This is a genomic window from Amycolatopsis silviterrae (assembly GCF_042684085.1).
Classification (GTDB): Bacteria; Actinomycetota; Actinomycetes; order Mycobacteriales; family Pseudonocardiaceae; genus Amycolatopsis; species Amycolatopsis silviterrae.
Window position 1 is genome coordinate 150,528 of record NZ_JBHUKS010000006.1, and the last position, 24,922, is coordinate 175,449.

Below are 24,922 nucleotides of genomic sequence, written 5' to 3' on the forward strand. Positions count from 1 at the left end.
CTCAACACTTCCGCAGCACAAAACACCCCCACCGGAAATACCCCACCGTCAGACAGGCGAACGCCGCCCCCGGAGCGACCGCCGTCCGCTCCGCGTAATCGGTGAGGTTGATCAGCACGTCGCACGAGAACACGTGCCCCAGCCGCGCCAGGTTGTCGAGCCAGAACTTCTCCGGACCGGTGCCCAGTTCCTTCATAAGGGCACGCTGGATCAGCATGTTGTAGTTGCCGCAGAACACCTTCTCCATTTTCTCCCCCGGCAGCTCCGCCGGGATCGCGCGCCACAGCCTGCCCAGGTTCTTGACCGAGTTGTCCACGAAGGCCAGCACCCCGAAGTCCCGGGTCAGATGGGACAGGTCGCTGCTGGTCGCCAGATGCGCCAGCTCCCAGTCGCCCCCGTTCTTGGACAGCACGAACGAAAGCGCCCCGTCGCTGAGGATCGACTCGGCGGAATCCATGAACCGGTCGCGATCGCGCGCGCATTTGTCGCCGACGATGATCAGCACTTCGGAATAGTCGTTGGCGCGCAGCAGACTCGCCCCGAGTTCCAGGGCGGCCGAGAGATTTGAGCATTTGGACAGGGTGACGCCGTACAGCTTGGCCTCGGACAGCCCGTGATCGCCGAGGATCTGGGCCACCTCGGGGTAATCCAGCCCCACGGCGTGGATGGAATTGACCGTCGGCGCGATCAGCACCGCGCCGACGTCCGCCGGGACGGCCCCGCTGGTCCGCATGGTTTCGGCGGCCGAACGGCGGCACAGTTCGGAAAGGCCCAGCGGGCTCTTGCGGTAATCCCGCAGTCCGAGCTTGGTGAAGATCTGGACCTGTTCCGGATCGCCGTCCTCGATGTCCGCGAGCGGCACGGCGTCCCCCACGGAGTAGGCGAGACCGCGAAGGTAGAGCGGCTGGTGTGGCATTCTCGGCCTTCCCTGGCGTGAGGCGGGAGAAAACGCGGAAATCGCCGTCGCCGCGGCGCATTCGGCGGAACGCAGGGGCCGGCGCCCGTTCCGGTACAGTCACGGATCCATGAAGCCGCAATTCCCGTCGCCGCGAGCCGTGGCGCCTCCCTCGGCCGTCGTTTCCGCCGTGATCGCGGTGGTGGTCGGAACCGGAAGTTCCGCGGCGATCGTGTTCACCGCCGCGAAGGCCGCCGGCGCGTCGTCGGCCGAACTGGCCTCGTGGATGCTCGCGTTGTTCACCGGCATGGCGGTGACGGGCATCGGACTGTCTTTACGGTATCGCATGCCGATCGTCATGGCGTGGTCCACGCCGGGCGCCGCGTTGCTCGCGGTCGGGCTGGTCGGCGCCAGCATGCCGCAGGCGATCGGGGCCTTCGTGGTGTCCGCGGCGCTGATCCTGATCAGCGGGCTCACCGGCTGGTTCGCCCGGATCATGGACCGCATCCCGGTGGCGCTCGCGGCCGGTCTGCTGGCCGGGATCCTCCTCGAATTCGGCACCGGGCTCTTCAGCGCGATGCACGGCAGTTTCGCCGTGGTGTTCCCGATGTTCGCGGTGTACCTGGTGTTCCGCCGGTGGCTGGCGCGGTACGCGGTGCTCGCGGCGCTCGGCGTGGGCGTCGTCGCGGCCCTGCTGACCGATTCGATCGACCTGGGGACCGTGGATCTCGCGGTCGCCGCCCCGGTGTTCACCATGCCGGATTTCTCCTGGCAGGTGATCATCGGCGCCGGGCTGCCGCTGTTCGTGGTGACCATGGCGTCGCAGAACCTGGCCGGCGTCGCGGTGCTGCGCAACGACGGATACGACGTGCCGGTCTCCCCGGTGCTCAGCTGGACCGGCGGCGTGAACCTGCTGCTCGCGCCATTCGGCTGCTTCGGGCTCAACCTCGCGGCCATCACCGCGGCGATCTGCACCGGCAGCCACGCGCACGAGGACCGCGACCGGCGCTTCATCGCCGCTGTCTGGGTCGGCATCTTCAACCTGTGCCTCGGCGTGTTCGGCGCGACCCTCGGGTCCCTGCTGACCGCCTTGCCCAAGGCCCTGATCGCCGGGATCGCGGGCCTCGGGCTGCTCAACACCATCAGCTCCTCCCTGTCGTCGGCGCTCGCGGACCCGGAGTGGCGGGAACCGGCCGTGGTCACCTTCCTGGCGACCGCGTCCGGCGTGACCCTGCTGGGGATCGGTTCGGCGTTCTGGGGCCTGCTGGCCGGGGTGCTGACCGCGCTGGTCACCCGCCGCGTGCGGAAAACCCGCCAGGCCAAGACCCCCGCCGCCAAAGCCTAGCTCCGCCCGCCGGGTGGCTTGTCCGTGAAGGACTCCTTGAGGGAATCAGATTCCCCCGAGGAGTCCTTCACGGACCTTCGTGGGGCCGCGCAGCCTAAGTCCCTGGCATCGGCATCAGATTCCCCCGAGGAGCCCTTCCCGGACCGCGGCGGCCGGGGCCGTGCCGACCCAGCGCTGGTAGGCGGGCATGTCGACGTTGCTGCCGCACACGATCGTCGCCAGCCGCTTCCCGGCGAACCGGTCGCGGTCCTCCAGCACGGCCGCGATGCCCAGCGCCGCGGACGGTTCGACGACCAGGCCGGCGTGCTCCAGCAGCAGCCGCATCCCTTCGACGATCGAGGATTCCTCCACCAGCACGGCGTCGTCGGCCACCACGAGGAGATCGGCGAGCGCGTCCGGGTTCGGCACGCGGCCGGCGACGCCGTCGGCGATGGTGTCGGTCGTCTCGGTGGTGATGACCCTCCGCTCGTGCCAGGACCGCGTCATGGCCGGCGCGCCCTGCGGCTGCACGCAGACCACCTCGACCTCGGGCGCCAGCGATTTCACCGCGAACCCGACGCCGCTGGCCAGCGCGCCGGTGCCGAGCGCGACCAGCACGGTGTCGAACTGCTCCGCGGCGGCGGCCAATTCGACGCCGATTGTCGCCGCGCCGTCGCACGTTTCGACGTCCACGCTGTCCTCGATGCGCCGGATCCCGCGCTCGTGCGAGATGGCCGCCGCGCGCTCGCAGGCCAGGTCGTAGTCGCCGTCGACCAGCACGAGGTCGGCGCCCAGCGCGCGGATGCGGTCGAGTTTGATGGCGGGGGCGGCTTTCGAAGCGACCACGGTGACGTCGATTCCCCGGCCGCGCCCGGACCACGCGAGGGCCTGGCCGAGGTTGCCCGCGCTGGCGCACACGACGGCGTCCTGGCCGTTCGCGACGAGCTGTCCGGCGATGATCTCGGTGCCGCGCGCTTTGAAACTGCGCACCGGATTCACGGTCTCCAGCTTCAGGCTCACCGTACAGCCAAGTTCGGTGCCCAGCCCGACGCACGGGTAGAGCGGAGAATCGAGGAAAACCGGGTCGATCGCTTGACGGGCGGCCCGCACGCGGGCCAAGTCGAGGCGTGTTTTCTGCATGGTCGAACAGTGTAGGTCAACGCCGTGCGCTCCCTTGAGGATCGGCATAGCCGCCGGTAGCATCGGATCCTGACCACGAAGCATGGGGTAGTGGGAAAAATGGGGCCATGCGCACTCAAAAAACGATTTCCGTCGGCATCAAACTGAGCCATGACGGCGGCTTCGCGCTTTTCGAAGACAATCGGCTCGTGTGCTGCCACGAAATGGAGAAGATCGACAACAGCCCCCGTTACTCGGAATTCCGGCTGACCAAGGCGGAACTGTCCGATCGGCTGCACGCCGCGGGCTACGACTGGGGCGAGGTCGACGGGCTGGTCGTCGACGGCTGGCACACCACGCCGTTCGCGGTGACGCTGGGCGGCGACCCGGTGCCTTTCGAGGTCGCCGAATACGGCCACCTTTACGGCACCCGGGCGACGCCGCTGGCGAACACGGTCGCGTTCAGTTCCTATTTCGGGCGCGAGTACACGAGCCATCACCACATCGCCGGGCACATCTTCTCGTCCTATTGCAGCAGCCCGATGGCTCGGCGCGGCGAACCGTCGTACGTGCTCTCGTGGGACGGCATGTCGTTCCCGCAGCTGTTCCATTACGACCGGGGCGGCGCGCTCGAGGTCCTCGGTTACCTGTTCCCGATGAGCGGCTTCATCTACACCTACTTCGCGGTGAATTTCGAGCCGTACCGCAGTTACCGGCCGAACGACCTCTCGCTGGCCGGGAAATACATGGCCTACATCGCGAAAGGCCGCAAACAGCAGGTGCTGCTGGACGGCTTCCACGCGCTGTTCGAAAAACAGGTCGCCAAGACCGGGCGCGTCACGACCCACGAGCAGATGCTCGAGTTCGAACGGGCGCTGCTGCTGAAGCTGGTCTTCCGCGCCAAAGCCAGCGGGTTCGGCGACGAGGACATTCTCACCACCTTCCACTGTTTCCTGGAGGAGACGCTGGTCCGCACGCTGTCCGCGCGGCTGGACCAGCTGGACCGGGGCCCGCGGAACCTCTGCTACGCCGGCGGCTGCGCGTTGAACATCAAGTGGAACAGCGCGATCCGGCGGTCCTGCGGGCTCGCCGAGCTGTGGATCCCGCCGTTCCCCAACGACGCGGGCAGCGCCGTCGGCGCGGTGTGCAGCGAGCTGGTGGCCAAGCACGGGTACGAGTCGATCGACTGGGACGTCTACAGTGGACCGTCGATCCGCGGGGCCGCGTGGGACGCGTCCGGCTGGTCCCGGCGCGACTGCCCGTTGCCGGACCTGGCCCGGCTCCTTCACGAGTCGCAGCAACCGGTAGTCGTGCTGAACGGCAAAGCCGAACTCGGCCCGCGCGCGCTCGGGAACCGCAGCATCATGGCCGCGCCCACTTCGCGGGAGATGAAGACCCTGCTCAACCGGATCAAGCGGCGCGAGTCCTACCGGCCGGTCGCGCCGATCTGCACCGAGGAGGACGCGCCGCGGTTCTTCGACCCGGGCAGCCCCGACCCGTACATGCTGTACGACCACCGGGTGCGGCCGGACGCGGTCGGGCGGATCCCCGCGGTGTGCCACCTCGACGGCACCGCGCGCCTGCAGACGGTCAGCGCGCGGGAGAACGCGCAGATCCACGCGTTGCTCCGGCATTACGAACAGCTCAGCGGGCTGCCGATCCTGTGCAACACCAGCGCGAACGACCTCGGCAGCGGATTCTTCCCCGACGTGCGCAGCGTCGCCGAATGGGGGCAGGTGCGCCACATCTGGAGCGACGGGACGCTCCACACGCGAACGACCGGCATCGGGCGATCAGTGATTCTCGGCGGCGAAGAGGAAGCAGATGGCAACCAGCGCGAACGCGGCACCCGGGTTCCGGGGCGGGCTTCATGAGGTCTTCCGCGCTCAGGCGAGGGCGCTGCCCTCGCGGACCGCGGTCGAGTGCGGCGAGGAAAGCCTGACGTACCAAGAGCTTGACGCACGATCCGACCGGCTGGCGGGCAGCCTGATCGCCGCGGGCGCGACGCCCGGCGAGATCGTCGGCCTGTCGTTCCCGAGGGGGACCGACCTGGTCGTCGCCGTCCTCGGGGTGCTGAAGGCGGGCGCGGCCTACCTCCCGATCGACGCGGACCACCCGGCGCCCCGGATCGAGTACCTCGTCGAGCACAGCCAGGTGCGCCGGGTCGTCGCCGCCCCGGAACTCGCGAAGGTCTTCGACCGCCCTGGAATCACCGTCCTGCCTTACGAACGCGGTGCGGGCGACCCCGGGCCCATCCAGGTGGCGGTGCGGGTCGATTCGCCCGCGTACGTCATCTACACCTCGGGGACCACCGGCCGTCCGCACGGCGTCGTCGTCCAGCACGGCAACGTCGACCGGCTGTTCCGCGAAACGCGGCCCTGGTTCGGCTTCGGCGAGGACGACGTCTGGGCGATGAGCCACTCGATCGCCTTCGACTTCTCGGTGTGGGAACTGTGGGGCGCGCTGCTGCACGGCGGCAAGGTCGTTGTGGTGCCCGCGGCGACCACCCGCGCGCCCGAGCGCTTCTACGAACTGGTCGCGGCCAAGCGGGTGACCGTCCTGAGCCAGACGCCGACGGCGTTCCGGGCCTTCGACGCGGCGGACGCCCGGCTCGGCGCGGACCTCGCGCTGCGCCACGTCGTCCTGGGCGGGGAGGCGCTGGACGAGGACGTCGCGGCGGCCTGGCTGTCCCGGCGCGGCGAGTCCAAGCCCCGGCTGGCGAACATGTACGGGATCACCGAGACGACCGTGCACGTCACCTACCGGCCGCTCACGCTGGACCTGCTCGGCGTGGCGGACCATTCGCCCATCGGCGTGCCGATCCCGGACCTGGCGATCCGGCTGCTCGACGAGCGCGGGCAGCCGGTCGGGCGCGGCGAGATCGGCGAAATCCACGTGAGCGGCCCGGGCGTCGCGGCCGGGTACCTGCACGACCCGGACCGCACCGCCGCCCGCTTCAGCCGGTCGGGCGCGGGCGAGCCGACCTACCGCACCGGCGACCTCGGCGTCACCTACGACGGCACCGAGTACTTCTTCGTCGGCCGCGCGGACAACCAGATCAAACTGCACGGCTACCGGATCGACCCGGGGGAGGCGGAGGCAGTCGCCGACGAGCACCCGGGACTGTCCAATTCGGTGGTGCTCAAGGTCTCGCCGCCCGGCGGCGAACCGCATCTGGTGCTGTTCGCCCTGTGCCGCAACGGTTCCACGCCGGAGCTGGGGGAGGCGGTGCTGGCCCGGATCCGCGCCGCGCTGCCCGCGTACCTGTGCCCGGCGCAGTGCGTCCTGCTCGCCGAATACCCGAGCAACCACAACGGAAAGGTCGACCGCGAGGCGCTGCGGAAGGCCTATCTGGCGCGGGACGCGAGCGTGCCGGAGTCCGCCGAGGACCCCGCCGAAGCGGTGCGGGCGATCTGGGAGCAGGTCCTCGGCCGTCCGGCCGGGTCGCCGGACGCGGACTTCTTCGAGGACGGCGGCACGTCGCTCGATCTCGTCCGGATCATGCAGGAGACCAAGAAACACCTCTCGGTGGACGTCGACCTCGGCGCCTTCGCCGACGGTCTGTCGCTCGACCGCTACGTCGCCCACGTAGGCGAACAGTTCGCGGCCAGGAAAGGGATTTGACGCCATGAGCCAGTTCAGCCTCACGCCCGCCGAACTCGCCGACTTCCAGCGCAACGGCTACGCGGGCCCGTTCACGCTCTACGAACCCGGCGAGATGGCCGACCGCTGGCGGCGCGCGCGGCTCAAGCTGCTCGACCGCAGCAACGCCGTCTACCAGGACGCCGAAGCGATCTCGCAGGGCACCAACATCTCCAACTACGACCGGCACCTCGACAACGACTTCCTGGCCGAGCACATCGCGCGGCCGGAGATCGTGCACCGGGTGGCGAGCATCCTCGGCGAGGACGTCATCTGCTGGCGGTCGGAGTTCTTCCCGAAGTACCCGGGCGACGAGGGCACCGACTGGCACCAGGCGGACACCTTCGCCAACGCGGGCGGCGAACCGCAGATCGTCTGGGAGGAGGACCGGGAGTACGGCGGCACGATCACGGTGTGGACCGCGTTCACCGAGGCGAGCACCGAAACCGCGTGCCTGCAGTTCATCCCGGGCACGCACCGGCAGATGTTCTACGACGAGACGCTCGGCATGCACTACGACCCCGAGGCCAACACCGGCAAGGACAAGAACGGCGTCGCGCGGGGCTTTTTCGGCTACGACTACCGGCAGCTGCAGATCGACCCGGACTGGTCGCCGGACGAGAGCAAGGCGGTGTCGATGGAGATGCGGCCGGGGCAGTTCATCGTCTTCTGGTCGACGCTGATGCACGCTTCGCACGGGCACGCGGGCAAGACGCAGGACATGCGGCTGGGCTTCGCGGGCCGGTACGTCCCCGCGTCGGTGCGGGTGTACCCGGGGCTGAGCGAGATCCGCGAGTACGGCGGCCGGATCTCGCTGGAGCGCTTCGGCTGCGTCCTGGTGTCGGGGGAGGACAAGCACGGCCGCAACCGGCTGCTGACCCACACGACGACCGGCGTCCCGTTCGGCAAGGCCTGACCGTGGGCGGAGCCGCCGAGTGGGCCGATACCGCCGTCGAGGTCTTCCGCGAGGTCAGGCCGATCGCCGACCGGCTGCCGCAGGACCGCTTCGAGGTGATCGCCGACCGCCACGAGCGGCGCGGCGACGCGGCCCAGCGGGTGCTCGGGGCCGTGGCCCGCGAAACCGGCCTGCGGCAACAGATCGACGTGCGCACCGCGCCGGGGCAGACCGCCACTTCGCTCGGGCTGGCGGTGGAGCGCCGCATCCGCGACCTGCTGCGGTCCGAGGACTGGGCCGGAGACGCGCAGATCGCCGAAGCCGCGGCCAGAGCACGCGACCTGGCCCCTCGGCCGGTCCTGGTGAAGACCCGCGACGGCCTGGTGCTCCAGGCGTTCACCGCGGGCGAGCGCACCCGGCCCGCGGTGGTGCTCGTCCCGCCGTGCGGCATGCCGGTCGAGCTGTCCCACCGGTGGCTGCGCGCGCTCGGTACCGACCATTTCGTCGTGACCTGGCAGACCCGCGGACTGTTCGATCCCGGCGGCCCGGCCGAGGGCATGCCGAGTGGTGTTTCCGACCAGGTCGACGACCTGCTGGCGGTCCTGGACGCGCTCGACCTGCCGACCTGCCACGTGATGGGCCTGTGCGGCGGCGCGGTGCTGGCCCTCGCCGCGGCCTGTCGCCGCCCGGAGCGGTTCGGGTCGATGAGCCTGTGGCACGGGGACTACGACTTCGGAGCGGGCTCCATCAAGACCGACCACCAGCGCGACGTCCAGGCGATGATGGAGATGGGCGCGGAGAGCCCGGAGCGCGCGGCCGCGTACCAGAAGCTCATGCTCCGCCCGGCCGCGCTGGCCGGTCTCCCCGAGCGGGCGGCCCCGCTGGTGCTCTATCCCTACGCGACGCCGCAGCTGTTTCACCACTACTGCCGGCTGAACTCCGCGATCATGTCCTTCGACGCGAGCGGGCTGCTCGGCGGCATCACCCAGCCGACGCTGGTGGTGACCAGCCGGACCGACACGACCGCGCATCCGGCCGGTTCGCGCCGCGTGGCCGCTTCGCTGGCCCGGGCGCGGCTGGTGGAGGAACCGAGCGGGGACCATCTTTCCGTTTTCGACACGTCGAGCCGGTTGATCGGGTTGGCGGCGGGTTTCGTGGCGGAGCAGCATTCGAGTGCACCGGGGTGCCGATGACCGACACAGTTGACCACCTCGGCCAGGTCGGCGACTTGGCCGAGGATTGCGTTGTGGTGCGGAACCGGCAGGTCTTCGCCGTGCCCGGGCCAGCCGCCCCCACCGTCCGGCGGGCCTGCGCGCTCCGGGACGAGACCGAACTCTCGCTGTTCGAGCCGGACGACGACCTGATGCTCTTCCACCGCAACCGGCGGGAGGCCGACTTCATCTTCCGCGAGGTGTTCCGGGACAACGAGTACCTGCGCAACGGGATCACGCTGCCCGAACGCCCGACGATCGTCGACGTCGGCGCCAACGTCGGCGGCGCCTCGGTGCTGTTCGGGCTGGTGCGTCCCGAAGCCAGGATCATCGCGGTCGAACCGGTTCCGAGCCTGTGCCGGGCCGTCGAGCGCAACGCCGCGCTGCACGGCCTCGACCTGACCGTCGTCCCCAGCGCGGTGGGCGCCGCGCGCGGGAAAGCACGGTTCACCTACTACCCGAAGAACACCGCGATGTCCGGCCTCCTCGCCGATCAGGAGGACCGGGACGTCCTCAAGACCTATCTCGCGGGTGAGGACGCGCCGGACGGGCTGGACGCATTGGTCGCCGAGCTGCTCGCGGGCGAGACCATCGAATGCGACGTGTTGCCGCTCGGCGAGGCGCTGCTCGGCCACCGCATCGAGCGCGTCGACCTGCTGAAGATCGACGTCGAGAAGGCGGAATGGCAGGTCCTGCAAGGTATCGGCGACGACCTGTGGCGGCGCGTCGACCAGGTGGCGATGGAGGTCCACGACGTGGACGGCCGGGTCGCCGCGTGCGTGCGCTTGTTGTCGGACAAGGGTTTTCACGTGCTGGTGGACCGCAACCAGGAGCTGCTGAACACCAACATGCACAGCGTCTACGCCCGCCGGGGGCCGGTGGCGCCGGAGATCCCCGAGATGCCGTGGCGCAAGCCGCTGTCGACGAGCCGGGCGCTGGCCGCGGCCCTCCGCGCCGAGCTGGGTGACGAGCTGCCCGTCGAGCGGTTCCGGTTCCTGGCCGCCTTGCCCAAGGACGGCCGGGGACAGCTCGACGTGGCCGCGCTGCTGGCCGAGATCCCGGACGACAGCCCCGCCGAAGCCGGCGCGCCCGAGATCGAGGAGAAGCTCGCCGCGATCTGGCGGCGGGTGCTGAAGGTGCCGGAGATCGCCGCCTCCGACGACTTCTTCGACCTCGGCGGCACCTCGCTGCGGTCGGTGCGGATGGTGCTGGAGGTGGACGAGGCCTTCGGCCCGGACGTGCTGCCGCCGGACCAGCTGTTCGAGGGCAGCCGCTTCGACCAGGTCGTGGCGATCATCCGCGGGAACCTGAAATGAAGCGGCAGCTGTTCGCGGCGCTGGAAAAGCTGGCGGGCAACGAGCACAACGAGATCGTCTGCCGCGACGGCGGCCGGGTCCGCAAGAGCTGGGCCGAGCTGGCCCGTGACATCGACCGCGCGGTGACCCGGCTGGCCGCGCTGCGCCCGGACGGCCGCGAGTTCAACGTGGGGCTGATCGGGCCGACGTCGTACGAGTGGATGGTGCTCGACCTCGCCTGCCTCAAAGGCGGCTTCCGGTCGATCGCGGTCCCGGAATTCCTGACCGGCCGCGAGATCGCCGAACTGTTCCAGGAGGCGGGCGCCGACGTCGTGCTCGCGGACCGGGCGCTCGCCGATCGGCTTGAAGAGGTCGAAGTGCCGGTGTGGTACTTCCGCTCCGGCACCACCGCCCCGGCCCCGGACGACCTCGACGGCATCGAAGGCGTGCCGTGGACCTGCACGGTCGAGCGGGTGCTGGACCGCTACTCGGTCGGCTACTCGTCCGGGACCTCCGGCAAGGCGAAGCGGATCGACCTGATGTTCCCGCCCGAGCCGCCGCCGATGACGTGGCGGCGCGCCGCCGGCCTGGCCGTGCAGTACTGGCGGTACCGGACCAGCTTCTGGAGCCGCAAGGACAACCGGCTGCTGGTCTTCATGCCGTTCTCGCATCCGCAGCAACGGGCTTTCGTGCGGCTGGCGCTGATCCGCGGGATCGACATCGTGCTGTCCGACCCGCTGCGCTGCGTCCAGGACCTGGTGGTCGAGAAGCCCAACATCATGGTCAGCGTCCCGGTGGTCTACCAGGCGCTGGCGGCGCGGATCGAGCAGAAGCTCGGCCAGTTCGACGAGCGGAGGCGGGCCGTCTTCCGGCTCTACCTCCGGCTGGGGGCGAACCGGCTCGGCAACCGCAATCCGGTGAAACACGTCTTCGGCCGCTACCTCTTCGGCAAGGTGCGCAAGGTCTACGGCGGCCGCGCGGACTACTTCGTCACCGGCAGCGCCCCGATCGACCGGCGGACCCTGACCACCTTCTACCGCGTCGGAGTGAAGATCTACGAGGGCTATGGGCAGAGCGAGCTGCCGCGGATCATCTCGATGAGTTCCGAAAAGGACTTCCGCATCGGCAGCGTCGGCAAGCCCCGCGTGCCGGTGCGGATCGGCGCGGACGGCGAAATCCTGGTCAAAATCGACCCCGCCGAACTGGCCGACCCGTCGATCGTCGCCTTCGCCGAGGACGGCTACCTCCGCACCGGCGACCTCGGCCGCCTGGACGAGGACGGTTTCCTGTTCCTCGACGGCCGCAAGGACGACGTCATCGTCCTCGACAACGGCGAGAAGGTCTTCCCGACGCGCGTGGAAGCGGTGTTCCCCGAGCTGACGGTCGAAGACTCGATCTGCGTGACTTCCTTCGACGGCAAGCGGATCGCCGCCGTCGTGCACTGGCCGGCCGAGCGGGGCGGCGGCGAGGCGCTGCGCGGCTACCTCGCCGACGGCAACGCCAAGCTGGCCGAACACGAGAAAGTGCAGCTGCTGGTGCCCGCCGACGAGCCGTTCACCGTGGAGAACGGCCTGCTGACCGGCACCCGGAAGCTGCGGCGGCAGCGGATCAAAACGGCTTTCTGCCAAGCGGTGCCGGAGCGCGTCGATGACTAACTTCGGCGCCGTCCTGCTGCGCCGAGCGGCCGAGACCCCGGCGAAACCGGCGTACACCTTCCTGCGCGACGGCATCGACGAAGCGCACACCGTGACCTACGGAGAACTCCGCGATTCCGTGTGCGCCTTGGCCATCCGCCTGGCCGGGTTCCCCCAGCCCGCCCGCGCGCTGCTGCTCTACCCGCACGGACTGGAGTTCATCCGCGCGTTCTGGGCCTGCCTGCTCGCCGGCGTCGTCCCCGTTCCCTGCTACCCGCCCCGCGACGCCCGCTCGGTCGACCGCCTCCTGGCCATCGCCCGCGACGCACAGGCTGGCGCGATCCTGACCGACCAGACGATCCTGGACCGCGCCGGCCAGCGGCTCGGGGCAGTCGCGCCCTGCTTGGCGACCGAGGACATCGGCGGCGCGGGCACCTTCGCGGCGAGGACCGTCCAACCCGGTGATGTGGCGTTCCTGCAATACACTTCCGGCTCGACCGGTGCGCCCAAGGGCGTCGTCGTCTCGCACGAAAACCTGCACCGGAACCAGGACCTGATCCGCGCCGCCTTCGGCCAGGACAGCGATGCGACAATCGTGTCCTGGCTGCCCTTCTACCACGACATGGGCCTGATCGGGAACGTCCTGCACGCAGTCCACGTCGGCGCGCACGCGGTGTTCCTGTCGCCGGTCGAACTCCTGCGCAGGCCGCTGTCCTGGCTGGAGGCCGTCAGCCGCTACCGCGCGACCGGCAGCGGCGGCCCCAACTTCGGCTTCCAGCACTGCGTCGACCGCATCACCGACGCGCAGATCGCCCAGCTCGACCTGAGCCACTGGCGAGTCGCGTACTGCGGGGCCGAACCGATCCGGGCGGAGACGCTGGAATCGTTCGCCCGCCGGTTCGCGCCGGCCGGGTTCCGCGCCGAGGCGTTCCGGCCCTGCTACGGCATGGCCGAAGCGACGTTGCTGGTGTCGGCGGCGGATGGGTGCGTCACGCGCGAAGGAGCGGTGTCCTGCGGCGTCCCGCACGGCTTCGAGTGCGTGATCGCGGACGGCGACGGTGCCGAATGCGCCGACGGCGTGGTGGGGGAGGTGTGGCTGAGCGGAGCGAGCATCGCGGGCGGCTACTGGAACAACGCCGAAGCTTCCGCAGATTTCCGCGCCTTCACCGACACTGGCAAGGGCCCGTTCTACCGCACCGGCGACCTGGGTTTCCTGCGCTCGGGGGAGCTGCACGTCACGGGCCGGATCAAAGAGCTGGTCATCATCCGCGGCCGCAACCACTATCCCTACGACCTCGAATGGTCGATCGCCGCCGGTGCGCCGGGCGTGGCCAGCGACGGCTGCGTGGTGTTCACCGTGGACCGTGGGAACGCGGAAGAGCTGATCGTGCAGTGCGAGTACGACCGCGGCAGCGGGCTGCCCCACGCCGAGGTCATCCGGTCGGTCCGCACCGTGCTGCTGGCGGAGTACGGCGTCGCCCCGGCCGAGGTGTTCCTCGTCGCGGCCCGCCGCCTGCCTCGCACCAGCAGCGGCAAGCTCCAGCGGACCCTGTGCCGCTCGGCCTTTCTCGAAGGGCGCGCCAGCGGGATCGCGCACTGGAGTTCGGCTGACGTGCCAGTCCACGCGGCTCCGTTCCCGGCGGAGTCGGAGGCTGAACGGCTGGTGGCGCGAGCGGTCGAACGGCTCAAGGGCCAAGCTCCGATCGCCCGCGAGGACACCTTTTTCAGCCTTGGCTTCGATTCGCTCGGCATCGCCGAACTCGCCGCCGCGGTGTCGGAGGAGTCGGGCAAGGCGGTCGCCGCCGAGCTGCTGTTCGAGCATCCGACGATCCCGGAGCTGGCCAAGCTCCTGGACACCTTGCCGCTGGCGGAGTCCGCCCCGGCCGAGCCCGAAGGCCCGGACGGCCTGCTGCCGATGAGTTCGGTCCAGGAGGCGATCTGGGCCGACCACCAGTCGCGGCCGCCGGACAGCCGCTACCACCTCGCGATCCGGATCGGCTTCCCGCCCGGCGTCCGGGGCGAGGACATCGAGGAGGCGCTCGCCGCCGAACTCGCCCGGGCGGAACTGCTGCACTGCCGGATTCTCCGCCAGGACGGGCGGCTGGGCCTGCTCCCCGTCGCGGGCGTCGAACACCGGGCCGACGTGCTCGACCTGGACGCGGCGGAGCTGGACGAATGCGCGGCCGCGCTTGCCAGGGAGCCGTTCGACCTCGACGAGTTCCCGTTGTTCCGCACCGTGCTGGCCAGGCTGCCGGACGGTTCTCACACGCTGGTTTTCGTGGCCCACCACGTGGTCTGCGACGGATTCTCGCTCAACGCGTTGGCGCAGCGGCTACTGAGCGGTACCAAGGCCGCGGACACTCCGTACCGGGCTTATGTGCGGCGCCAACGCGAACTGCTGGCCCGGGAAGGTAGCGAGGCCAGCGAATACTGGCGCGGCCAGCTGGCCGGTGCCCGCGAGCTGCGCCTGCCCCGGGACTACCGGACCACCGACGGCGCCCGGGGCCCGATCGCCAGCGAGTGGCTGCACCTGACCGAGGAGCAGTCGAGGTCCCTGGCCCGGCTCGCCCGGCAGTCCGGCACGACTCCGTTCGCGGTGGCGCTGACCGCTTTCGCGACCGTAATCGGGCGGATCACCCGGAGTTCGGATGTCGTCATCGGCGTCCCGCTGCTCGACCGCGACTTGCCCGCGATGGCCGACACCTTCGGCCCCTGTGTCAACGTCGTGCTGTTGCGCTGCCGCCTGACCGGCGACGACCGGATCGCCCGGATCGGCCGGCAGCTGTCCGAGGCGCTCAGCCGCCGGGCCCTGCCGGTGCGCGAGCAACACGCCGTCTCGGTGTACTTCAACGGCCTCACCTTCGCCGCTCCCGAGCAAGTCGTCGAGGGATTCTGCACCGGCCAAGGCCTTACCGCCCGGCTCGACCTGGACGTCTACGCGATCCTGGACGGCGACGGCCGCGGTTCGCTCCGCTGGGACTACGACTCGGCGCTCTTCGACCCGGACACGGTGCGCCTGTGGACGGCCGGTTTCGAAACCTGCCTCCGCGTCCTCGACCAGCCGGGCCCGGCACTGGACACGCAGCCCCTTCTCCCGCCGCCGCGCCTCGCCGAGTCGCAAGTGGACCCGCCAGCCGACGTCTCCATCACGGCCGCCTTGGCCCGCCGCCCAGACCGGGTGGCGGTGGCGACCCCGGACGGCGAAGCCACCTGCCGGGAACTGCTGGAAGCGAGCCGCCGCGTCAGCGCCCACCTGCGCGGCGACGCTCCGCCCGGCCCGGTCGGCCTGTACTTCCGCGCCGCGGACGCCGCGATCTCCGCGATGGTCGGCGCGCTGGACGCCGGTCGCCGCTACGTCATCCTGGAACCCCGGGACCCCGCGCCGAGGCTCCGGCAGATCGTCGCCGACGCGGGCATCGGCGTGGTACTGGGCGACCGCGACTTCCCGGGGACCGGCGACCGGCCGCACGTCGTCGACCAGCGCCCCGGCTACCTGCTCTACACCTCCGGCACCTCGGGCGCGCCGAAAGGCGTGCTCCAGACCGCCGACAACATCCAGTACTTCGCCGACCAGTACCGGCGCCGTCTGTCGATCACTGACCAGGACCGGCTCAGTCTGGTGTCGTCGCTCGGCTTCGACGCCGCCGTGCTGGACGTCTACACCGCACTGAGCACCGGTGCCCAGCTGCGAGTGCTGGCCCTGCGCGACAACTCAGCCCAGAGCGACCTCTGGCAGTGGGTGGCCGACGAGGCGATCACCGTGCTGCACGCGACCCCATCGCTGTACCGGACGATCATGACCACCCGGGGACCGCACCCCAGCCGCCTGCGCGCGGTCGTCCTGGGCGGCGAACCGACGCTGCCCGCCGATGTGACCCGCCACTTCGAGCTGCTCCCGCACGTCGCCCTGTACAACCTCTACGGCCAGGCTGAGAGCACCCTGAACTCCTTGCAGCGCCTCGAGCCCGGGCACGCGGTCACTCTCGGCCAGCCGGTCGACGGCACCAGGCTGACCCTGCACGGTGTGTCGGAGGTGTACGAGGTCGGCGAGATCGTGGTCGAGTCCGCGCACGTCGCACAGGGCTACCACGGCCTGCCGGGCCTCACCGCGGAGAAGTTCGCCGGAACCCGTTACCGCACCGGCGATCTCGGCCGGTTCCTGCCCAACGGGGAGATCGAACTGGTCGGCCGCGCGGACCGGCAGGTCAAGGTGAACGGCTACCGCGTGGAACCGGCCGAGGCGGAGACCGTCCTTTTAGGACACCCCTCGGTCACCCGGGCCCGCGTCCGCAAGCACAACGACTCCCTCGCCGCCTACGTCGAGATCCCCGACGAACGGCAGCGCGCCGCGGTGAAACCAGCCGACCTGCGCGCCCTGCTGGCCAAGACCCTGCCCCACTACCTCGTCCCGGCGACCGTGCGGGTGCTCGACGCCTTTCCGCTCACGCCCAACAACAAACTCGACGAGGCCCGGCTTCCGGCACCGGTGGCAGCGGATCGAAGGCCCGCGCGGCCGATGAACGAGCTTGAACGCGCCGTGGCCGAGTGCGTGCGGGAGGTCCTGGGAGTCGCGCCAGCCGGTCCCGAGTCGTCGTTCTTCGAGCTGGGCGGCACCTCGCTCAAGGTCGTGGAACTGCTGCGCCGGCTGGACCGCGCCACCGGCCGGACGTTGTCCTTCAAGGACGTCTTCGAGGCCCCAGCCATCGCCGCCATGGCCGAGCGCCTGGTCCCCGCTGCGTGGCCCGCGCTGTCGCGAAGCCCGAGTGCCGAGTACCCCGCGACGTCCAGCCAGACCCGGATCTGGGTGCAGGACCACCGGACTTCGTACAACGTCCTCGCGTCGATCGACGTCCCCGGCGGCCTCGACATCGGCCGCCTCGAACGCGCCATCGACGCCGTCGTCGGCCGGTACGAGATCCTGCGCACCCGTTTCGCCGTCCGCGACGACGAGCTGGTGCAGCGCGTCGACCGCGCGGGAACGCCCAGCGAAGTACTGGTCGAAGAGGCGCTGGACGGCATCGAACAGCGGGAGCTGCACCGGCGCTTCGACCTGACCAGCGGCCCGCTGTTCCAGGTGACCTACGTGAGCCCGCACAACGTGCTGATGCTGTCCATGCACCACATCGTCTGCGACGCGATCTCCGTCGCGCTGTTCACCGAGGAGGTGCTGAAGGCGTACGCGCTGCGGCTCCGGTCGCTGCCGGAACCGGTGTTGCAGTACGGCGACTACGCCCGCTGGCTGCGCGACCTCGGCGAACGCGGCCTGCTGGACCCGAGCCGGGCCTACTGGGAGGACAAGCTGAAGGACGGCGTCCCCGCCCTAGCCCTCCGGACGGACCGCCCGCGCGGGCCGGTGAAGTCCTTTGCCGGTGCGGTGTTCCACGGTGTCCTCGACGAAGCCCTGACCGCCCGCGCGCGGGAACTGGCGCAGACCGAGGGCGTCACGCTGTTCACCGTCCTGCACGCCGCCCTCATGCTCACGCTGCACAACCGCACCGGCCAGACCGACATCTGCCTCGGCACGCTGTCGACCGGCCGCGAGTTCTCCCCGCACCTGGACGCGCAGATCGGCTTCCTGGCCAACACCCTCGCCCTGCGGACGACGTTCTCCGCGGAACTGCCCTTCCGCGACCTGCTGGCGCTGGCCAGGACGGAATTCCTGGAGTCCCACGCGCATCAGCTGTATCCGCTGGAGCAGCTGGCCGACGCGGTCCCGCGTCCGGAGCCCGGCCGCGGCTTCCTGTTCGACGTCCTGCTGGTGCTGCACGACTGGGGCGGGCTCGAAGAACGGGTCCGCGCGGCGACCGGCGTCGAGATCGCGCTGCGCGAGCGCCGCGCCTGCGTCGCCAAATTCGACCTGACCTTCAACTTCGCGTCCAGGGACGGACGGCTCGCCGCGATGGTCGAGTTCGATTCCGGCCTGTACGACGAGGAATCGGTCGCCCTGCTCTGGCGGCGGTTCGCGGCGCTGCTGGCCGAGGCGGCGGACGCGCCGGGGCGCCCGCTGCGCGAGTACGGCGGGCAGCTGCCGGAGGAACGGGCCGCCCAGGCCCCCGAGATCGAGTTCGACTTCCAGGACGAGACATGACCGACGAGACGCTGGACCCGCGCATCGCCCTCGACTTCTGGGTGCGCAAGCTCGGCAGCCGCGAGCGGGCGGACCTGCCGATGGCGCTGACCCCGGCCGAAGGCCGGAAACGCCTGGCGCACCCAGTGTCCGAAGAGGACTTGAGCTTCCTGCGCAAGGCGTCCCGGGGCGACGCCTCGGCGGCCATGGTGCTGTATAACGCCCTATACCGCTTCCTGCTGGCGTTCTATTTCGGCGGCGAGTCCAGCGACATCGCCAGCGTTGTCCCCAGCACGGAGGCGATCCTCTTCTACACCGCCCGGTTCGACGAGGACGCGACGCTGCGGGACGCGATCGGCGTCGTCCGGGCCGAGACCCTGGAGTGCGCGCCGTACCGCGACTACCCGTGGGAAGGCCTGCGGGACTGGATCGACCGCCAGGACGACGCGGCCCGCTTCGGCCTGGTCTCCACGTCCGGGAACCCGTGGCTGGCCAGCAGAGCGGAGTTCCTGCTTCAGGTGCCTCTCGCCGAGCAGGAGCGGGAGGTCAGCCTGTCCTGCGCTCCCGGCAACGAGCAGCTGGCCGCCCAATTCCTACGGCACTACGCCGAACTCGTGCGCGGCCTGCGCGACAACCTCGACCGGCCGCTGCGGCAGATCCCCGTCGGCAGCCCTGGCCGGCTCGTCGGCCCGGAGCCCGCCCCGGACCTGCCGCCGAGCCTGCTCGTGGACTTCCGCCGCCAAGCCGCCGCCACCCCGAACGCCGTCGCGGTGGTGGACAGCAGCGGCACGCTCAGCTACCGCGAACTGGACGAGAAAGCCAACCGGCTAGCGCACTTCCTCCGGGACGAACGCGGCGTCGGGCGCGGTGACTTCGTCGCGATCGCCCTGCCCGACTCCCGGGATCTGGTCGTCGCGGTACTGGCGGTGCTGAAGGCGGGCGCGGCGTACGTGCCGATCGATCTGCGGTACCCGGCCGACCGCCAAGCGCTGCTGCTCGAACAGAGCCGCGCCGCCGCCGTGCTCGTGCGGGAACCCGCGGATCTCACCGCGCCGGACCCGGTCGCCCTGGCACCGCTCGCGGACCGGATCGCCGGCTACCCCAGCAGCGACCCGATGGTCGACGTGCGCGCCGACGACAGTGTCTACGTGATCTTCACGTCCGGGTCGACCGGCACGCCGAAAGGGGTCGCGGTCGAGCACGGCGCGTTCCGCAACCTCCTGGCCTGGTACACGCGCGAGGTGCGCGGGCCGAGCTTCCTGCTCATCGCCCCGGTCAGCTTCGACCTGGCCCAGAAAAACCTGTTCGCGCCCTTGCTGTGCGGGGGAGCGCTGCACCTGCTCGGCGCCGCGCTGGACGACTACTCCGCCATGGCCGCGTACATCGGCGCGCACGGCATCCACGTGCTCAACTGCGCGCCGAGCGCCTTCTACCCGCTGCTGGAATTCGGCGCCGCCAACGGGTTCCGCGCCCTGCGCTCGCTGCGCCACGTGGTGCTGGGCGGCGAACCGATCGACGCCGCGAAGCTCGCCGCCTGGGCCGGTTCGCCCCATTTCCACGCAGAGATCATGAACTCCTACGGCCCCACCGAATTCACCGACGTCGTGACCTGGCACCGGCTCGACGCCGAGGATCTGCGACCGGACGGCACGCCGATCCCGATCGGCCGCCCGGTCGACGGCATCCGCCTGTTCGTCCTGACTCCGGAGCAGCGGCTGTGCGCACCGCACATGGTCGGCGAGCTGTACCTCGGCGGTGCGGGCCGGTCCAAGGGCTACCTCAACGCCCCCGAAGAACAGGCGCGCCGCTTCGTACGCCTGGAGTCGGCCGAGATCGGCTTCGACGGCGTGCTGTACCGGACCGGGGACCTCGTCCGCCGCGACGCCGAGGACCGGCTGGAATACCTCGGCCGCGCCGACGACCAGGTGAAGGTCAACGGCTTCCGGATCGAGCCGGGCGAGGTCGAGCGAGTGCTCCGCGCCCTGGACGGCGTGACCGATGTCGTCGTCTGTGCCAAGCCAGTGCGAGGCGAGAAGGTCCTGGTCGCGTACTACCTCGCCGATACACCGCTGGACCCGGGAACCCTCCGGGAGCAGGCCGCGCGAAGCCTGCCCGCCTTCGCCTTGCCGACCTACTTCGAACGGCGCGCGTCCTTCCCGCGCACGCCAAGCGGAAAGCTCGACAAACGCGCGCTGCCCGCACCTTCCGGGCGCGAGGCGACCAGCGCGTTCGAGCCGCCCGCCACCCCGGCCGAAGAGAGGCTGGCCCGGCTGTGGGCGATGCTGCTCGACCGGGAGCGGGTCGGCCGCCACGACAACTTCTTCTCCCTGGGTGGGCACAGCCTCATCGCGATCCGCTTGCTGTCGCACGTCTCGAAGGAGTTCGGCGTAGAGCTGAGCCTGGACACCGTGTTCCGGCATGCCCGCCTTGCCGAGCTGGCCGAGGTCCTCAGCGCGGCCGACCCCGGCCGGTTCGCGGAGATCCCCCGGCTCGCCCCGGCCGAAGACTACGAACTGTCGAACGCGCAACGGCGGCTGTGGCTGGTCTCGCAGTTCGAGTCCGCGGCTTACAACCTCCACTCGGTCTACGAGGTGTGCGGCGAGGTCGTGCCGGAGCAGCTGGAGCGTGCGCTGCGGCAGGTCGTCGACAAGCACGAAAGCCTGCGCACGGTGTTCCGCGCGGGCCCGGACGGCGAGCTGCGGCAGGTGATCCGCCCGGCCGGAGAAGGTTTCCGCCTCGAACACCTCCCATCCTCCACAGTGGACACATTGGCCGAATTCGTAGGCCGTCCCTTCGACTTGGCCGACGGTCCGCTGCTGCGGGTCGCCCTCGCCGGAACCTGCGTGGCCTTCGTCATCCACCACAGCGTCTGCGACGCGTGGTCGCTCGGCGTGTTCGTGAGCGACCTGCTCAAGTGCTACACCAACGCGCCGGTCGCCGAACTCTCCGTCCAGTACAAGGATTACGCCGCCTGGCAGCGCGCCCGCCTGGCGTCTGGCCACCACGACGTCGACCGCCGCTTCTGGCGCGACACTTTGTCCGGAATCGACGACGCCGCCCCGGTCGACCTCCCCGGCTGCCAGCCCCGCCCCGTCGTCAAGACTCACCACGGCGCGGTGGTCGAGCACGCCTTCCCGCCGGTCTTCCTTGCCCGGCTTGAAGAGCTGGCCGCCCAGCACGGGTGCACCCTGTTCATGGTCCTGGTCGCAGGCATCAAGGCGACGCTGTTCCGCCAAAGCGGGCAGCGGGACCTCACGCTCGGCACTCCGGTCGCGGGCCGGGACCACGTCGACCTGGAAGACCAGATCGGGTTCTACGTCAACACCCTCCCGCTGCGCACCCGGTTCAGCGCCGACGAGACGTTCGCCGAGTTCCTCGCGACGGTCAAAACAGTCGCCACCGCCGCACTGGAGCACCGGGCTTACCCGTTCGACGCCATCGTCGAGGACCTCGGGCTTCGCCGCGACCCGAGCCGGGGCGCGGTCTTCGACCTGCTCGTGGTCCTGCAGAACGCGACCGAGAACGAGGCCTTCGACCACGTCGAGGGCCCGGACTTCCAGCTGCGCCGCCGCTCCGCCCCGCAGCGCTTCAGCAAATTCGACGCAACCTTCAACTTCGCCGACCGGGGCGCCGAGGCCGGGCTCGCCATCGAGGTCGAGTACAACACCGACCTCTACGACGACGGCGCCATCCGCCGCTTCCTCGGCGCGCTGGAAACCCTCCTGGCCGAAGCCTGCGACAACCCGGCGCGCCCGCTCAGGCAGCTGCAGTGCGTCCCGGCGGCCGAACGACGGCTCGTGCTGGACTTCGGCCGCGGCCGCGTCGACCCGGACAGCACCCCGCTGCTCGCCCGATTCGCCGACCGGTGCGCGGCTTCGCCCGAGGTCCCGGCGCTTCTGTTCGAGCAAACCGCGGTCTCCTACGCGGAGCTGGCCGCCCGGTCCGACCAGTTCGCCGGCTTCCTGGCCGGGGAGCTGGGCGTGGTGGCGGGCGACCGCGTCGCGATCCTCCTCGACCGCGACGACTGGCTGGTCGTCTGCCTGCTCGGCGTGCTGAAAGCGGGCGCGACCTTCGTGCCGCTCGACCCCGCGTACCCGCGCCACCGCATCGAATTCATCCTCGGCGACTGCAACTGCGAGGGCCTGGTGGACGCGCCGCTGCTGCGCCGGTTCCGGGCGGGCCTCGGCTCCTGGCCCGCGGCCCCGGCCGTGCCGTACTCGGCCGACGCGCTCGCGTACCTCATCTACACCTCAGGGTCGACCGGCGACCCGAAGGGCGTCCAGATCACCCACGACAACCTCGCCGCCTTCCTGCAGTGGTGCCACCGGGAGTTCGCCGACACGGACGTCGAGGTCGTCTTCGCCGCCACGTCCCTCTGCTTCGACCTGTCGATCTTCGAGCTGTTCTTCTCCCTGACTGCGGGCAAGACCGTCCGGATCGTCGAGTCCCCCGCGCACCTCGGCGAATGGCTGGGACAGCACCGGCGCATCCTCCTCAACACCGTGCCCTCGGTGATCACGGAACTCGCCCGCTCCGGCCACGACCTGTCGAACGTCACCGCGGTGAACGTCGCGGGCGAACCGGCCCCGCCCGCGCTGCGCGAACTGCTGGACCTCACCCGCACCGAGGTCAGAAACCTGTACGGCCCTTCGGAAGACACGACCTACAGCACGGTCTACCGCTTCGACGACCGCACCGCGACGGTCCCCATCGGCAGGCCGATCGACAACACCCGGGTCTACGTCCTCGACGCCGAGGGACAGCCGGCCGGCCTCGGCGTGCCCGGCGAGATCTGCCTTTCCGGCCGGGGCCTGTGCCGGGGCTACGTCAACCGGCCCCAGCTCAACGCGGAGGCGTTCGGCGAACTCCCCGGCCTCCCCGGCGAACGGCTTTACCGCACCGGCGACTACGCGCGCTGGCGGCCGGACGGCAACCTGGAGTTCCTGGGCCGCCGCGACGCGCAGGTGAAAATCCGGGGCCGCCGCATCGAACCGGGGGAGGTCGAGGTCGCCGTGCAGCGGCTGCCCGGCGTCCGCGAGGCGGCGGTCGTGGTCCGGGGCGAGGGGAGCGCAGCCGAACTCGCGGCCTACTACGTCGCCGACGGTGCCTCGGCCGAGCCCGACGACCTCCGCCGCGCGCTCGCCGCGACCCTGCCCGGCTACCTGGTCCCGGCCGGGATAGTCCGCCTGCCGGAGCTTCCGCGCACCCCGAACGGCAAAGTCGACCGCCGGGCGCTGCTCGCGGACCACGCACCCGCGCGCGTCGATCCAGGCACCGCGCCGGAAACCGAGGTGCAGCGCCGGGTCCTGGCCGTCTGGCAGTCCATTGTGGACGCCCCGGAGGCCGGGATCGACCACTCGTACTTCGACCTCGGCGGCGACAGCCTCCGCGCCATGACGATCATCGCCCAGCTGAACCAGGAATTCGGCACCGAGCTGCGGATCAGCGATCTCTACTACCACCGGACCGTGCGTACGCTGGCCTCGAAAATCGAGGAGAGCGACCGCGCGCCGCGGACGGCAACCCACGCCGTAGGCACCGACACCGCCACCGAGTACCCGATCACCGCGGCCCAGGCCGGGATCTACTACCTGCAACGGCTCGAACCGCGCAGCACCGCGTACAACATCCCGCTGTCCTTCGCCGTGCTCGGCCCGCTCGACGAAGCCCGTCTGGTCAAGGCCGTCGACGCGCTGGTCCGGCGGCACGACGCCTTCCGCACTGGATTCGCGATCCGCGACCGGAAGGTGGTTGGCGTGGTCGAACCCGCCGGCGAGGTGCAGATCGTCCGGCAGGAGATCGAACCGGGGGAGGAGACCGACGTCCTGCACGGCTTCGTGCGGCCGTTCGACCTGACCGACCCGCCGCTGCTGCGGATCAAGCTCGCTCGCCGGTCGGACGTCGAGCACTACATCGTGCTCGACGTCCACCACCTGATCTTCGACGGAGCGTCAGTGGCGTTGCTGCTCAACGACTTGGTGCGGCTGTACATCGACGGCAACGCTCCCGAAGAGCCAGGCCTGCGCTACGCCGACTACGCGCTGCTCGCCGACCGCGAGGACCCGGCCGAACGCGCCCGGCAGCGCGCTTACTGGCTCGACCAGCTCGGCGGGGAACGGCCGCCGCTAGCCCTGCCCTTCGATTTCCCCAAGGGCACCGTGCAGCGGTTCAGCGGCGACTACGTCGAGCTGCGGGTCGGGGCGCGGCGGCGCCGGCAGCTGGAGTCGCTGGCCGCGTCCGCCGGGACCACTGTGTTCTCCGCGCTGTTCTCGCTGTTCGCGGGCGTGCTGTCGCACATCAGCGGCCAGGACGAGATCGTCCTGGGCATCCCGGTGGAGTGCCGCCGCGACCCGCGGATCCGGTCCACCATCGGGATGTTCGTGAACACCCTCGCCGTCCGGGTGGCCGTCGACCGCTCGCGCCCGGTGCGGGACCTGCTGGCCGCGCACGCTCCCGAGCTGTTCGCCGCGCTGGACCACCAGGAGTACCCGTTCGAGACGCTGGTCCGCGACCTCGGGGTGGAGGACGACCCGCTGTTCGAGGTGATGTTCGCCTACTACCCGCGGCTGCCGGTCGAGGGCCTGTTCCCCGGCGAGGAGCTGGCCGTCCGGCACTACCAGGCCGACCGGCCGCGGATCAGCAAGTTCCCGCTGACCTTCCTGGTCGACGAGACCGGCGACGGCCTGCGGGTGAGCCTCAACTACGACAGCTCCCTGTTCACACGGGAAACGGCGGAGGCGATGGGGGAGGTGGTCCGTGCCGCCTTCGACCTGATCGCGGCCCCGGACTCGCTGCTGTCCGCGCTCCCGCGCCTCTGGTCCGACCGCGAAGGGCAGTGAC

Annotated in this window: 11 protein-coding genes; 9 read left to right on the forward strand and 2 right to left on the reverse strand. The window is 70.5% G+C overall.

Going from position 1 to position 24,922, the window contains the following annotated elements; all coding sequences use genetic code 11:
• Position 1: 1 nt before the first annotated feature.
• Positions 2–916, reverse strand: coding sequence for a 3-oxoacyl-[acyl-carrier-protein] synthase III C-terminal domain-containing protein (locus ACFSVL_RS09970; RefSeq protein ID WP_378302698.1), 915 nt, complete (start codon positions 914–916; stop codon positions 2–4).
• A 109-nt stretch (positions 917–1,025) separates the two neighbouring features.
• On the opposite strand from ACFSVL_RS09970, the gene ACFSVL_RS09975 reads away from it, so the two are divergent.
• Positions 1,026–2,240, forward strand: coding sequence for a benzoate/H(+) symporter BenE family transporter (locus tag ACFSVL_RS09975; protein WP_378302699.1), 1,215 nt, complete (start codon positions 1,026–1,028; stop codon positions 2,238–2,240).
• A gap of 114 nt (positions 2,241–2,354) precedes the next feature.
• Here the strand turns inward: ACFSVL_RS09975 and ACFSVL_RS09980 are convergent, their stop codons facing one another.
• Complete coding sequence (locus tag ACFSVL_RS09980; RefSeq protein ID WP_378302701.1) at positions 2,355–3,359, reverse strand: threonine ammonia-lyase; 1,005 nt, start codon at positions 3,357–3,359, stop codon at positions 2,355–2,357.
• A 107-nt stretch (positions 3,360–3,466) separates the two neighbouring features.
• Between ACFSVL_RS09980 and ACFSVL_RS09985 the strand changes: the two genes are divergently transcribed.
• The 8 genes from ACFSVL_RS09985 to ACFSVL_RS10020 are packed head-to-tail and all read left to right on the forward strand — an operon-like array spanning position 3,467 to position 24,921.
• Complete coding sequence (locus ACFSVL_RS09985; RefSeq protein ID WP_378302703.1) at positions 3,467–5,212, forward strand: carbamoyltransferase N-terminal domain-containing protein; 1,746 nt, start codon at positions 3,467–3,469, stop codon at positions 5,210–5,212.
• On the forward strand, positions 5,163–6,962 hold the full coding sequence (locus tag ACFSVL_RS09990; RefSeq protein ID WP_378302705.1) for a non-ribosomal peptide synthetase: 1,800 nt from the start codon (positions 5,163–5,165) through the stop codon (positions 6,960–6,962). Before ACFSVL_RS09985 ends, ACFSVL_RS09990 begins: the two co-directional genes overlap by 50 nt.
• Positions 6,963–6,966: 4 nt before the next feature.
• A complete protein-coding gene (locus tag ACFSVL_RS09995; protein WP_378302707.1) occupies positions 6,967–7,896 on the forward strand; it encodes a chlorinating enzyme in 930 nt (309 codons plus the stop codon).
• Positions 7,897–7,898: 2 nt separating this feature from the next.
• Positions 7,899–9,068 carry an alpha/beta fold hydrolase gene (locus ACFSVL_RS10000; protein WP_378302709.1) on the forward strand — a complete coding sequence of 390 codons (1,170 nt, stop codon included), beginning with the start codon at positions 7,899–7,901 and terminating at the stop codon, positions 9,066–9,068.
• Positions 9,065–10,402, forward strand: a complete 1,338-nt coding sequence (locus tag ACFSVL_RS10005; RefSeq protein ID WP_378302711.1) for an FkbM family methyltransferase — start codon at positions 9,065–9,067, stop codon at positions 10,400–10,402. The genes ACFSVL_RS10000 and ACFSVL_RS10005 overlap by 4 nt, the downstream gene beginning before the upstream one ends.
• A complete protein-coding gene (locus tag ACFSVL_RS10010; RefSeq protein WP_378302713.1) occupies positions 10,399–12,036 on the forward strand; it encodes an AMP-binding protein in 1,638 nt (545 codons plus the stop codon). Before ACFSVL_RS10005 ends, ACFSVL_RS10010 begins: the two co-directional genes overlap by 4 nt.
• Positions 12,029–18,103 carry an AMP-binding protein gene (locus ACFSVL_RS10015; protein ID WP_378302715.1) on the forward strand — a complete coding sequence of 2,025 codons (6,075 nt, stop codon included), beginning with the start codon at positions 12,029–12,031 and terminating at the stop codon, positions 18,101–18,103. Before ACFSVL_RS10010 ends, ACFSVL_RS10015 begins: the two co-directional genes overlap by 8 nt.
• Entirely contained in the window at positions 18,100–24,921 is a 6,822-nt protein-coding gene (locus ACFSVL_RS10020) for an amino acid adenylation domain-containing protein (RefSeq protein WP_378302717.1), read from the forward strand. The genes ACFSVL_RS10015 and ACFSVL_RS10020 overlap by 4 nt, the downstream gene beginning before the upstream one ends.
• The last annotated feature ends 1 nt before the right edge of the window (position 24,922 follow it).

Bases quoted from the DNA above. Each gene is read 5' to 3' on its own strand.
- ACFSVL_RS10005 (WP_378302711.1), top strand. From the start codon at position 9,065: ATGACCGACACAGTTGACCACCTCGGCCAGGTCGGCGACTTGGCCGAG.
- ACFSVL_RS10010 (WP_378302713.1), top strand. From the start codon at position 10,399: ATGAAGCGGCAGCTGTTCGCGGCGCTGGAAAAGCTGGCGGGCAACGAG.
- ACFSVL_RS09985 (WP_378302703.1), top strand. From the start codon at position 3,467: ATGCGCACTCAAAAAACGATTTCCGTCGGCATCAAACTGAGCCATGAC.
- ACFSVL_RS09970 (WP_378302698.1), bottom strand. From the start codon at position 916: ATGCCACACCAGCCGCTCTACCTTCGCGGTCTCGCCTACTCCGTGGGG.
- ACFSVL_RS10020 (WP_378302717.1), top strand. From the start codon at position 18,100: ATGACCGACGAGACGCTGGACCCGCGCATCGCCCTCGACTTCTGGGTG.
- ACFSVL_RS09980 (WP_378302701.1), bottom strand. From the start codon at position 3,359: ATGCAGAAAACACGCCTCGACTTGGCCCGCGTGCGGGCCGCCCGTCAA.
- ACFSVL_RS09995 (WP_378302707.1), top strand. From the start codon at position 6,967: ATGAGCCAGTTCAGCCTCACGCCCGCCGAACTCGCCGACTTCCAGCGC.
- ACFSVL_RS09990 (WP_378302705.1), top strand. From the start codon at position 5,163: ATGGCAACCAGCGCGAACGCGGCACCCGGGTTCCGGGGCGGGCTTCAT.
- ACFSVL_RS10015 (WP_378302715.1), top strand. From the start codon at position 12,029: ATGACTAACTTCGGCGCCGTCCTGCTGCGCCGAGCGGCCGAGACCCCG.
- ACFSVL_RS09975 (WP_378302699.1), top strand. From the start codon at position 1,026: ATGAAGCCGCAATTCCCGTCGCCGCGAGCCGTGGCGCCTCCCTCGGCC.